This window comes from Gilliamella sp. W8128 (assembly GCF_016100545.1).
In the GTDB taxonomy this organism is placed as follows: Bacteria; Pseudomonadota; Gammaproteobacteria; order Enterobacterales; family Orbaceae; genus Gilliamella; species Gilliamella apis.
In genome coordinates, this window is record NZ_JACFSE010000001.1 from 300,305 (window position 1) to 314,025 (window position 13,721).

Annotated in this window: 9 protein-coding genes; 8 read left to right on the plus strand and 1 reads right to left on the minus strand. The window is 34.4% G+C overall.

All coding sequences use genetic code 11. The features are described from left to right. Positions 1–56 precede the first annotated feature (56 nt). Positions 57–959, minus strand: coding sequence for an HTH-type transcriptional activator IlvY (gene ilvY / locus H3U97_RS01370; RefSeq protein ID WP_034901974.1), 903 nt, complete (start codon positions 957–959; stop codon positions 57–59). A 199-nt stretch (positions 960–1,158) separates the two neighbouring features. On the opposite strand from ilvY, the gene prfC reads away from it, so the two are divergent. From prfC to H3U97_RS01410, 8 genes are all read left to right on the plus strand, one after another. Further along, positions 1,159–2,751 carry a peptide chain release factor 3 gene (prfC, locus tag H3U97_RS01375; protein ID WP_086357175.1) on the plus strand — a complete coding sequence of 531 codons (1,593 nt, stop codon included), beginning with the start codon at positions 1,159–1,161 and terminating at the stop codon, positions 2,749–2,751. A gap of 339 nt (positions 2,752–3,090) precedes the next feature. Beyond that, positions 3,091–5,970 carry a pitrilysin gene (gene ptrA, locus H3U97_RS01380; protein WP_198197703.1) on the plus strand — a complete coding sequence of 960 codons (2,880 nt, stop codon included), beginning with the start codon at positions 3,091–3,093 and terminating at the stop codon, positions 5,968–5,970. Between the two features lie 100 nt (positions 5,971–6,070). Continuing rightward, positions 6,071–6,943 (plus strand): helix-turn-helix domain-containing protein, encoded by an 873-nt coding sequence (locus tag H3U97_RS01385; protein WP_065651838.1) that lies wholly within the window; start codon positions 6,071–6,073, stop codon positions 6,941–6,943. A 27-nt stretch (positions 6,944–6,970) separates the two neighbouring features. Continuing rightward, positions 6,971–8,254 carry a 3-phosphoshikimate 1-carboxyvinyltransferase gene (gene aroA, locus H3U97_RS01390; RefSeq protein WP_370545667.1) on the plus strand — a complete coding sequence of 428 codons (1,284 nt, stop codon included), beginning with the start codon at positions 6,971–6,973 and terminating at the stop codon, positions 8,252–8,254. Between the two features lies 1 nt (position 8,255). Then, entirely contained in the window at positions 8,256–8,936 is a 681-nt protein-coding gene (gene cmk / locus H3U97_RS01395) for a (d)CMP kinase (RefSeq protein ID WP_034901979.1), read from the plus strand. Positions 8,937–9,064: 128 nt separating this feature from the next. Continuing rightward, positions 9,065–10,747: a 30S ribosomal protein S1 gene (rpsA, locus tag H3U97_RS01400; protein ID WP_034901981.1), complete on the plus strand. Its 1,683-nt coding sequence runs from the start codon at positions 9,065–9,067 to the stop codon at positions 10,745–10,747. Positions 10,748–10,846: 99 nt separating this feature from the next. Further along, a complete protein-coding gene (gene ihfB / locus H3U97_RS01405; RefSeq protein WP_034901983.1) occupies positions 10,847–11,137 on the plus strand; it encodes an integration host factor subunit beta in 291 nt (96 codons plus the stop codon). A gap of 226 nt (positions 11,138–11,363) precedes the next feature. Continuing rightward, on the plus strand, positions 11,364–13,649 hold the full coding sequence (locus H3U97_RS01410; protein WP_198197708.1) for a DNA internalization-related competence protein ComEC/Rec2: 2,286 nt from the start codon (positions 11,364–11,366) through the stop codon (positions 13,647–13,649). Positions 13,650–13,721 lie beyond the last annotated feature (72 nt).

Genomic DNA, 13,721 nt, shown 5'->3' on the forward strand with positions numbered 1-13,721 from the left:
GCAGCTTCCCATTTTTTAATTAGTTTAGTTTTCCATTTTATGATTGATTATATAATTTATTCATTAGACGGTAAATTTTGCTTTCCAAGAGCCCAAAACGCCGAAATAATTTTTTCAGATAATCGTCTTTTTTGAACGCATATACCGACATCAAATGGTTGCATTAAATTGGTTGACCATTCAGTAATTCGCTCGCGTACTCTTTCTGGGCTGTTTTCCATTACCACTTTTGGCAATAATGCCACACCGCATCCTAAAGCAACCATAGATACAATTGCCTCATGTCCTGCAACTGTTGCATAAATTCTAGGACAGGTTATTTTTTGTTGTTTGAACCATAAATCAATTCTTTGTCGGCTGGGGCCATGTTCTGGCAAAATGAAAGGAATGTTATGCCAATCCGGCGTTTTTTGATGTAACTTATCACTAAATGAGCTATTGAGTTTAGGAATTAATAAGACCATTTCAATCTCACCTAATTTTATAAATTCAACACCAGCTGGTAATTGTTTAGGTTTGCCTGCAATGGCAAGATCAGCCTGATTAGATTGAATTTTTTCAACTGCATCAGCGGCATCACCAGTAGATAGTTTTATTTCAACTAGTGGATAATGCATGCGGAAGCGATCTAATATATCAGGTAAATGGCTATAGGCAGCCGTTACCGAGCAAAATAATGTTAATTCTCCGACCAATTGTTGAGTAGATTGATCTAACTCGTGCTTTAATTGTTGATGTAGATTTACAACTTGTAGAGCAAATCGTTTAACTTTTTCGCCTTCATGAGTAATTTGAACTTGTCGATTGTCGCGAATAAATAATTGATGGCCAAATTGTTCCTCAAGGCGTTGGATTTGCCTTGAAAGTGTGGATGGGCTAACATGCATTGCATCAGCGCTCATACTAAAATGACATGTCTCACACAAATGTAAAAACAATTTTAGGTCACGAATATTCATATTAATGGTTATTCTCAGATATTTCTAATATTAAACACTATTACCAAATAGTGATTATATCATCATCAGTATTAAATGCCGCTATTATGCATAGATATATCAATAAGGCAAATAGCAAAATAGTCTTCTTCAATGGCAATATATATGTAGACCTGTTAGAATACGCCATTATTTTTGCTTAGCTAAATTGATTAATTTTATGACAGAACAAGCTTATTTAGACGAAGTTAAGGCTCGTCGTACTTTTGCTATTATCTCTCACCCAGATGCGGGTAAAACGACTATCACCGAAAAAGTATTGTTGTTTGGACAAGCGATTCAAACTGCGGGTACGGTTAAAGGGCGTGGTGCAAATGCTCAGCACGCTAAATCAGATTGGATGGAAATGGAAAAACAGCGTGGTATTTCGATCACCACATCGGTTATGCAATTTCCTTATAATGATTGTTTAGTTAACTTACTTGATACTCCTGGGCATGAGGACTTTTCGGAAGATACTTATCGAACATTAACGGCTGTTGATAGCTGTTTAATGGTTATTGATGCGGCAAAAGGTGTTGAAGATAGAACACGTAAATTGATGGAAGTAACGCGTTTACGCAATACGCCAATTTTGACTTTTATGAATAAACTTGATCGTGATATACGTGATCCAATGGAGTTGCTTGATGAAGTTGAAAACGAACTTAACATCATGTGCGCACCAATTACCTGGCCAATTGGTTGTGGTAAATTATTTAAAGGCGTCTATCATTTAGCGAAAGATGAGACCTATCTTTATCAAACAGGTAAAGGTCATACTATTCAAGAAGTTCGTATTATCAAAGGTTTAGATAATCCAGATCTCGATAACACAATTGGTGACGATTTAGCACAGCAACTTCGTGATGAGCTTGAATTAGTACAAGGTGCATCAAATGAGTTCGATCTGGAAGCATTTTTATCTGGTGATTTAACCCCAGTATTTTTTGGTACAGCGCTTGGGAATTTTGGTGTTGATCATATGCTTGATGGTTTGACAGCTTGGGCTCCGACGCCTCAACCTCGCCAGACCGATAAACGTGAAGTTGCCGCTACTGAAGAAAAATTTACTGGTTTTGTATTTAAGATCCAAGCCAACATGGATCCTAAACATCGAGACCGAGTTGCTTTTATGCGTATTGTATCGGGTAAATACGAGAAAGGCATGAAGTTGCGTCATGTTCGTATCGCAAAAGATGTGAACATTTCTGATGCGTTAACCTTTATGGCTGGTGATCGAGATCATGTTGAACAAGCTTATGCTGGTGATATTATTGGTTTACATAATCATGGCACTATACAGATTGGTGATACTTTCACTCAGGGTGAAGATCTTAAATTTACCGGTATACCTAATTTTGCCCCTGAGCTGTTTCGTCGTATTCGTTTAAAAGATCCTCTTAAACAGAAACAATTATTAAAAGGTTTAGTTCAGCTTTCAGAAGAAGGTGCTGTACAAGTATTCCGTCCAATTGCCAACAATGATTTAATTGTTGGAGCGGTAGGGGTGTTGCAATTTGACGTAGTTGTTGCGCGTTTAAAATCTGAATACAACGTAGAAGCGATTTATGAGCCAGTAAATGTAACAACGGCTCGTTGGGTTGAATGTAGTGATGGTAAGAAACTTGAAGATTTTAAACGAAAATGTGAGCAAAATTTAGCACTAGATGGTGGTGATAATCTATCTTATATTGCGCCGAGTATGGTTAATCTAAATCTAACACAAGAACGTTATCCAGATGTGGAATTTAGAAAAACACGTGAGCATTAATTGATTACTTGGTAATTAAGATTAACAATGAAAACACCATTAATGATCTAATTAATGAGGAAGGGCTATTTTTTGGCCCTTTTTATTTATTAATTTATTGTATTTTTAATACGATAATGTTAGTTTAACCATATCTTTTAGATAATTGCTTTTTTCTTGCGAAATCGGCTATCGCTATATTGCTCTCTTCTATTAATAAAGCTGTAATTAATCATACCTTCTATATACCTTTATATTCTTAAATTTTGACTGTAATTTTGTATTCCAAATAATAAATTATTCTTTTTCATTTATATTTATATTTCGATTATACTGTCTTTTAAATTAGGCGAGAATTCTATGAATAACATGAAAACTAAAACACTATTTATTACTGCATTAACTGTTTTTACATTTAATAGTTCATTTGCTATTGAGAATAAGCATGAACATTCTGTGTTATCAAATAAAGTTCAGCAAAGCGAACGAGATGATCGTCAATATGAAGTCATTGAACTTGATAATAAAATGCGAGTTTTATTAGTTTCAGATCCAAAAGCGACTAAATCTCTTGGTTCTATAGCTTTGCCTGTTGGTTCATTATATGATCCAGTGCTTCAACAAGGTTTAGCCCATTACACAGAGCATATGGTGCTAATGGGATCGAAAAAGTATCCTAAACCGTCAAGTTTTACAGAATTTTTGGCGCGACATGCAGGTAACTATAACGCGTCTACTAGCGGTAATCGCACCGCATTTTTCTTTGAAGTTGAAAATGGTGTAATTAATACTGCATTAGATTATTTAGCTGATGCGATTGCTGAGCCAATTTTTGATCCTAAATTTGCTGATAAAGAACGAAATGCCGTCAATGCAGAAATGACGATGTATCGCTCAAGTGATGGTTTTCGTATTCAGCAAGTTGATTCTGAAACAATTAACCCTGATCACCCAGCAGCACAATTTTCGGGAGGAAATCTAGAAACTTTAAGTGATAAAGATAATAGTAAATTACAAGATGAACTAGTTAACTTTCATGATAAATATTATTCAGCTAATATTATGGTGGGGGTTATTTACAGTAATCAATCCATTGAAAAATTGGAAACTTTAGCTGAATCTACTTACGGTCAAATTCCTAATAAAAATATAGTCGTTCCGCCAATTACCAAACCAGCGATTACTCAGGAGTTTACTGGTAAAGAAATTACCATGTTACCGGCTCAACCTAGAAAAATGTTGTCTTTAAAATTTCCGATTGAAAATGATATCGATAAATTTACTGATAAAACCAATGAGTACCTTATCTATTTAATTAGTAATAATAGTAAAAATACTTTAGCTGATCAGCTACAAAAACAAGGTTTGATTGAAGCTATTCAAGCAACTTGTGATAGTAAATATTATGGTAATAGTGGAACATTTAATATTAATGTCATTTTAACTGATGAAGGCTTGGCGCAAAAAGACAAAGTGATTGCAGCTATATTCAATTATTTACAATTAATTGAAAAACAGGGCGTTTCAGAAGCTTATTATGATGAGATAAAAAAAGTTTTTGCTTTATCCTTTAAGTATAAAGATGTTAACCGTGATATGTCTTATGTCGAATGGTTATCAGATCAGATGCTACTTTATCCGGTTAAAAATGTATTAGATGCGGATTATGTTGCGGAACATTTGAATAAAGAAGCTATCATCAATCGAATCAAAAGTTTTACTCCTGACAATGCCAGAGTGTGGTTGATTGCCCCAAATCAAACTACCGATAAAACTGCATATTTTCTCAATGCGCCTTATAAAGTAGATAATATCAGTGATGAATTAAAAACAACGTGGACTAATTTAGCTAAAGATTTTTCGTTTAGTTTGCCGGAATTAAATCCTTATATCCCAGATAATTTTAATATAATTCGTCAAAATAGCGATCAAATTCAACCAGCTACATTTAGTAAACGTGGGAATCATATTCATTTTGTTAGTCGTTATTTTAATAATGATCCTAAGGCTGTGATTGCAGTTTCTTTACGTAATAATCAGGCTTTTAAAGACGCAAAAACGTCGATTGCTTTTGAGTTACTTGATTACATCGTTAGTCGTGATTTAACGCAATTACAATTTCAAGCAGGTAATGCCGGAATGTCATTATCCACTGGTCCTGATAATGGTTTAATGATAACTGCTGCTGGTTTTAATCAACATTTACCAGAAATGGTATTGGCTATTCTTAATAGCTATCGTCAAGTGGCTATTGATGAACAAAGTTTAGCATTAGCTAAATCATGGTATCTGCAACGACTTGATGGGGCAGATCATTTTGAAAGTATTCGATTAGCGTCAGAGCCAGTTCTTGCATTATCTAAGTTGCCACACTATTTTGAACGAGATGAAAGACGACAAATTACAAATACTATCACTATTAGTGATGTTGAAGCTTATCGTGATAACTTGATGACCCAATCTATACCTTATATGATTAGTTTAGGTAATATTTCAAATGAAGATTCTTTGGATCTTTATCATGCAGTGCAAAAGACATTAAAACGCGATGTTGAATTTACTCCTTTGGATGATATAGCAATTAAAACTTCGTTTACAGCGAGAATCACCCAACAAGCGAAAAGTACCGATAGCGCGTTGTTAATGACTTATTTCCCAACTAATTATGATCCGACTAAAAGTCAAGTTGTTGGTTATACATTAACTAGTATTATGTCACCATGGTTTTTTGATCAATTACGGAGTCATGAACAATTGGGTTATCTTGTAGGTATTTTTCCATTTTTCATCGGTGAATCAGTCGGGCTGGGTTTTGCTGTGCAAACTAATCAGTGGGATCCTGCTTATCTATTACAACGTTATCAAGCTTTTTACCCAACAATGTTAAATAAATTAGATGCGTTAACTGATAAGGATATTGAAGAGTATAAAAGAAGCATCATTGATGAACAGACAATGCCGCCTCAATCATTAGATGAAGAGTTTGAACGTTTAATTTCAGATTATCGTTTATCACGTTTCCAATTTGATTCGCGTGATAAAAAAATAGAACTTCTTAAGAAAATCACTAAACAAGATTTAATTGATTTTTATAAAAGTACTGTTATTGACCAAAAAGGTTTAGTAATAGCATCACAAGTGATAGGAAAAACGGAAAAAGGAGAAAAAGAACCTGAAGCTATCACTGACTATACTGAATTTAAAAATGCATCATCATTACAAAATGAATTATTAAAATAAAAGACTCAAACAGGCATTTAATCTGAAATATCATTACATTAAATTGGCATTGTACCTACCATATGGTACACTGCCAAAATCCCAATAGTTTGAGTGTATTATGATTACTGGATCAATTGATTATTGTGCTATCGGACAGCGGTTGCGGGCTTACCGTATCGCTGCTTCTCTCAGAGCTGAAGATGTTGCAGAAAGTCTTAAAATTTCTAGAGCTGCGGTTTACCGTTTAGAAAAAGGCGAAATTGTTAAAATAGAAACACTTGAACGGTTAGCCTCATTATTAGATACTTCATTTGCTAGTTTGCTAGGTATTGATACCGAATACTATTCTAGCGGTGATGGTTTTTTTGAACGTATGCGTCAATTAGAAGAACAATCTACGCACATCTATTCTCATTTTGATCCTTTTTCTTTTCTATTAACTTCACCCGATTACCTTTCCCATTTAGGTATGATGTTAAATGAGTCGAGTGAATCCATTGCCGCGCAACGATATGCAACATCATTATCGATTTTAAATGAGCGTAAGACACAATTTTATCAATCTATACCTAAAGTGATTAATCTAATCAGTTTACGTAATGTTGAGCGATTTTTGCATATTGGTTTGGTTGGTAATTTAACCATTTCCCCAGGTAAAAAGTCTGAAAGAATGTTATTGGCTCGTAAAGAAATTTATCATTTGATCAAATTGATAGAAGACCAAGCTTATGCACCAACAATTGCGATTACGGAACAAGCTATCCCATCCATCGCTTTTCAAATATTTTATCAAAATGAAGAGGCATTAGCATTGGCAATGAGTCCTTTCCGATTAGGTGAACTACCTAATATAACCACAGGGATTGCCTCAATAACATCTTCAGAAGATGCAATTAAACGTTATCGCCACTTATTTGATAAGTTATGGCAAAATAGTGCGAAAGATCATAAAGCAATCGATCTATTAAAAACCACCTTAGAAAATTTTTAAAGAATATTAAAATTACTAAAGAGAGTCATTATGTTATCTTTGACATTACAACCGATAAAAAAATTTAGTGGTACTATTAATTTACCAGGTTCTAAAAGTGTATCAAATCGTGCACTATTATTATCTGCACTTAGTCAAGGCAAAACAAGATTAACTAATTTACTTGATAGTGATGATGTTCGCTATATGCTTGACGCTTTAAAAGCGTTGAATATCAAATATCATCTGTCAGATGACCGAACAATTTGTGATATAGAAGGGGTTGGCGGTAAATTACATTCTGCTCATCCATTAGAACTATTTTTAGGAAATGCAGGGACAGCTATGCGTCCTTTAGCTGCAGCACTTTGTTTAGCCGATAATAATATTGTATTAACAGGTGAACCTCGTATGAAAGAGCGTCCAATTGGTCATTTGGTGGATGCATTACGTCAAGGTGGCGCTAAAATTGATTATCTTGAAAATGAAGGTTATCCGCCGCTTCATATCCATGGTGGTTTTACTGGAGGTAAGATTGCTGTAAATGGCTCGGTATCAAGTCAATTCTTAACTGCATTATTGATGGCAGCCCCTTTAGCTAGCAATGATACTGAAATTACTATTATTGGCGATCTAGTTTCTAAACCATATATTGATATTACAATAAAAATGATGGCAATATTTGGTGTATCGGTTATCAATAATCAATATCAGACATTTGTCATTAAAGCTAATCAAACTTATCAATCTCCTGGTAGCTATTTGGTAGAAGGTGATGCCTCTTCAGCATCCTATTTCTTAGCGGCAGCAGCAATTAAAGGTGGCACTGTTCGTGTTACTGGAGTTGGTAAAAAAAGTTTACAAGGTGATACTCAATTTGCCCATGTGCTGGAAAAAATGGGTGCCAAAATAACGTGGGCTGATGATTATATTGAGTGTTCTCGCGGGGAATTAAATGGTGTGGATATGGATATGAACCATATCCCTGATGCAGCGATGACAATTGCAACCACTGCACTCTTTGCTGATGGAACAACGACAATTCGAAATATATACAATTGGCGAGTAAAAGAGACCGATCGCTTATCGGCTATGGCTAACGAATTGCGTAAAGTTGGTGCTACTGTTGAAGAAGGAGAGGATTATATTACTATAACTCCTCCTGCAAAACTCAACCATGCAGAAATCAAAACTTATAATGATCATCGTATGGCTATGTGTTTCTCATTAGTTGCACTTTCTGATACGCCGGTAACTATTTTAGATCCGAAGTGTACAATGAAAACATTCCCTGATTATTTTGAACAATTTAAACGATTAAGTGAAATATAACATGACAAAAAATATTCCTGTTATTGCTGTTGATGGGCCAAGTGGTGTAGGTAAGGGTACATTATGTCAAGCGTTAGCAAATCACTTCAACTGGCATCTTTTGGATTCAGGTGCTATCTATCGAGTATTAGCGCTAGCAGCGTTAAAGAAAAATATTGCTTTAGATGATATTAATCAGCTAACTGAGCTCGCATTGAATTTGCCGTTAACATTTGATAGCAGTCATGATGAAGTCAAAGCATTGTTGGCAGGGGTTGATGTTTCAAAAGAGATTCGTACCGAACAAACTGGTGGAGCAGCTTCAAAAGTAGCTGCAATAAATGAAGTAAGAACAGCTTTATTACAGCGTCAACGTGATTTTCGACAATTGCCTGGATTAATTGCCGATGGCCGTGATATGGGTACAGTCGTGTTTAGCGATGCCCCTGTAAAAATATTTCTTGATGCTAGCGCTCAATCAAGAGCAGAAAGAAGAATGAAACAGTTGCAAGATAAGCAAATTCATGCTAAATTCCCCGAAATTTTGCAGGAGATAACTGCGCGTGATGAGCGAGATCGAAATCGAGCGGTTGCGCCCTTAAAGCCTGCAGTTGACGCATTAATAATTGATACCACATCTCTCTCTATCGAAGATGTTTTTAATCAAGCTATTATGTATATAAAAGAAAAACTTGCGCTATAAGTTTATATTGTAAGTAAACTTATTGTGTGAACGAAGCTCCATTATAAGGATATAAGTGGAGTAACATAAACAACCCCACAGGACAGGATGTAATGTGGACGTTAAATTTAACTTAAGTAAATAAAAATATGACTGAATCTTTTGCTCAACTCTTTGAAGAGTCTTTAAATCAACTAGACACTCGTTCTGGTAATATGATCCGTGGTACTGTCGTTGCAATCGACAAAGATGTTGTTTTAGTTGATGCTGGTTTAAAATCTGAATCAGCAATTCCAGTAGAGCAGTTTAAAAATGCCCAAGGTGAATTAGAAGTTCAAGTTGGCGACGTTGTAGACGTTGTTCTTGATTCTATTGAAGATGGCTTTGGCGAAACAATCTTATCTCGTGAAAAAGCTAAACGTCATGAAGCGTGGCTAACATTAGAAAAAGCAGTTGAAGATGCTGCAACAGTTTTAGGTGTTATCAATGGTAAAGTTAAAGGTGGCTTTACGGTTGATCTTAATGGCGTTCGTGCGTTCCTACCTGGTTCGCTTGTTGATGTTCGTCCATTACGCGATACTTCTCATATTGAAAATAGAGAGATCGAATTAAAAGTTATTAAATTAGATCAAAAACGCAACAACGTAGTTGTTTCACGTCGTGCAGTAATTGAATCTGAAAATAGCGCAGAAAGAGAACAACTTCTTGAAAATCTACAAGAAGGTTCTGAAGTTAAAGGTATTATCAAAAATCTTACTGATTACGGTGCATTCGTTGATCTTGGTGGGGTTGATGGTTTACTACATATCACTGATATGGCTTGGAAACGTGTTAAACACCCAAGTGAAGTGGTTGAAGTTGGTCAAGAACTACTTGTTAAAGTTCTTAAATTCGATAAAGATCGTTCACGTGTTTCTCTTGGCTTAAAACAATTAGGCGAAGATCCTTGGGTTTCAATTGCTAAACGTTACCCAGAAGGTACTAAAGTAACAGGTAAAGTAACTAACTTAACTGATTACGGTTGTTTCGTTGAAATCGAAACTGGTGTTGAAGGTTTAGTACACGTTTCTGAAATGGATTGGACTAACAAAAACATTCATCCATCTAAGGTAGTTAGCTTAGGTGATGAAGTTGAAGTTGTAGTTCTTGAAATTGATGAAGAACGTCGTCGTATTTCTCTTGGTCTTAAACAATGTAAACCAAATCCATGGTTACAATTTGCTGAATCACACAATAAAGGTGATAAAGTTAGCGGTAAGATCAAATCAATTACTGATTTCGGTATCTTCATCGGCTTAGATGGTGGTATTGATGGTCTAGTACATCTTTCTGATATTTCTTGGAATATGCCAGGTGAAGAAGCTGTTAAAGCTTATAAGAAAGGTGACGATATTGAAGCTGTTGTTCTACAAGTTGATGCTGACCGTGAACGTATCTCATTAGGTATCAAACAACTTGAAGACGATCCATTCAGCAGCTTTGCATCTAACTTCAAAAAAGGCGCAATTGTTAAAGGTAAAGTTACTGCAGTTGATGCTAAGGGTGCAACAGTTGAAATCGCTGACGGTATCGAAGGTTACTTAAAAGCACAAGATATTGCTCGTGAACGTGTTGAAGATGCAACTACTGCATTAAATGTTGGTGATGAAGTAGAAGCGAAAATCGTAAATATCGATCGTAAAACTCGTGCAATTTCACTATCTGTACGTGCTAAAGATGAAGCTGATGAAAAAGAAGCATTAGCAGCTGTAAATAATACTGCAACTCAAGAAGATGCATCATTTACTAACGCAATGGCTGAAGCATTTAAAGCAGCATCAAAAACTGAGTAAAAAATATTTATTCAAAGAGTAAAGAGGGCTTGCCCTCTTTTTCTTTTGTGGTATAAAATGAATAAAATATATACCACATAAAATAAATTAGGAGTGACCATGAACAGATCCGATTTAGCAGAAAGAATAGTCAACTGGCGGGCACACCTTCCTGTGCAACTTGTTGATGATGCTGTTAGAGACATTATTGAACAAATTGCTTTAGCGATGGAAAGTAATGATCGCGTTGAAATACGCGGTTTTGGTAGTTTTAGTCTTAACTACCGTGCACCACGTAAAGCTAGAAACCCTAGAACAGGAGGAAATGTTGAGGTTAAACACAAATATATTCCTCACTTTAAACCTGGGAAAGAGTTACGTGAACGTGTAAATAATGCAGCTAAAGCATAATTTCAATCCAATTAATAAAAAGCCTTTGAGTAGAATCAAAGGCTTTTTTTATTTGTTAATTAGATGAATGATTCTCAATAGAAACAGAAATAGTAATCTTTAAACTGGGATGTAGCTCTAAAATTAAAGATAAAATAATTCGTAGAAAGTTCGAACATATTAGATTGATTATTTAAACAATAATAATATGTAGAAATTGATGCGGCACTACGGTTCAATAGATTTAATGGCAATTGTATTTACCTTAGGATGTGTGCCATTAATGTTTTTGCCATCATTGCCCTCTGAAACGAGTTGGTTTGTTCTGGCTGGAGTATTCATTGTTATTATTTTAGTATGGCCGATACGACGTCATTACTATTTTTGTTTGATTGCTGTGTTTATATTAAGCTTTCTCTGGTCTACAGCAAATGCAAAACAATACTTAAGTCTAATTGAACCATATATTGACCAGACATTAGTCGTTACTGCAAAAGTTGAAACTATTAATACTCAAATTTACTCCCAAAAACAAACAAATCCATATTATGCAAAATTTTCCATTTTAAAAATTTCAGATCAGATTTTATCATCACCAGTACCTGTTATTATTTATTGGCAACAATCTGATTTAATTAAAGCAGGGCAAATTTGGCAATTAACAATAAAAACCAAAGTGACGCATAGTAATTTAAATGAAGGATCATTTGATAAACAACGTTTTGCGATTGCTAATCATACTTTGTTAAAAGCGAAAGTTATTAAATCAGTTTTACTCGAAAAAAATTTAAATATTCGACAAAGTATTGCTGATAAATGTTTAGCTTATATTAATTTGTTTAGTTATCGAGGAATTTTATTAGCATTAGGATTTGGTGACCGTTCACAGATTTCTGATCATAATCGTTTAACTATGATGCAAACCGGTGTTGCTCATTTAATGGCAATTTCAGGAATGCATATTCTGTTAGTATTCTATATTAGTAGTTTTTTGCTAAAAGGATTTGTCTTTTTTTTACCACAACGCTACAACCATTTATTGTTACCCATATTAATTGGTTGGTTAACAACGTTATGTTATACATGGTTGACTGGTTTTAATCCTCCAGCATTACGTGCTATTTTAGCTTTATCAATTTGGATATACTTGCGCTATAAAAATAATCACATTAGCGCATGGCAGAAAACTAACCGTATTATAGCGTTATTATTAATTTTTGATCCGCTAATGATACTATCTGAAAGTTTTTGGATGTCCTGTTATGCTGTGGTTAGCTTGATTTTTTTATTTGAATGGTTGCCACTAGCTAGCACGTTAAAAAATAAAAAACGATGGTACTTCATTAGATTATTACATTTACAATTTGGTTTAATATTATTATTGCTTCCTATCCAATTATTTATTTTCCATGGTATAAGTGTTGTTGCGTTGTTAACTAACTTAATTGCCATTCCTATTGTTTCGTTAATCACCTTTCCTGCGATTTTATTGGCATTATTATTTAGTTTAATGGACTGTTTTTATCTTGCTTTATGGTTATGGTTTGTTGCGCAAACTTCACTAGAATGGCTTTTTTATTGCTTAGAATATTTAAATATTTTATGGCTAAATATACCAGCGGATTTTTATTTGTTTAGTGGTATTGGTTGGATAACTATAATCATTATTCGGATAGAATTTTGGCGTCGTTTTAGCTTTACTATTGTGATTATTATAACAATGTTATTTTCACCAATTTATAAACAACCCGATTATCTATGGAGAGTTGATATGTTGGATGTTGGGCATGGATTGGCGATTGTAATTCACAATGGTAAATCAGCTATTTTGTATGATACTGGCGCAAAATGGGAAGATAGTTCAGCTGCAGAGCAAGTAATTATCCCTTTTTTACAATGGCATAATTTGAACGTTGAAGGAATTATTATTAGCCATAGTCATAATGATCATATCGGTGGCTTAAGCTATTTACAACAACGTTATCCTAATGCATGGTTAATGAGTTCATCTACTAATTTGAGTAATGATTATAACTGTTTAGCTGATCATAATTTTTATTGGAAACATTTACGCTTTAATGTGTTATGGCCGACCAAATTAGTGAGCGATCCTAATAACGGCGATTCATGTGTAATACAAATTACTGATGGTCAATTTTCAGTGTTATTGACTGGCGATTTAGAACGTAAACAAGAATATGATTTAGTGGTTAAATATAAACGCAATCTACACTCAACCATTCTACAAACTCCGCATCATGGTAGTACTACTTCATCAAGTTATCCATTCTTAAATTATGTTAATCCCTCTAATGCGCTAACTTCAACATCACGTTATAACCCATGGCGATTGCCTTCAAATAAGATAACTAATCGTTATAAAGCGCTAAATATTAATTATTATATTACAGGCAAGGAAGGGCAGATTAGTTTATTTTTTTATCCAACATCATGGCAACAGAAAACGATGCGACAAGATATCAATCCAAGATGGTATCATGATTGGTTTGGTAGTTTATCATTTTATGAGTAAAATAGAATTATTGTTAATATGGTGTACAAATTATATATTCATTCACTATATAAAAATAAAATTATTGGAACT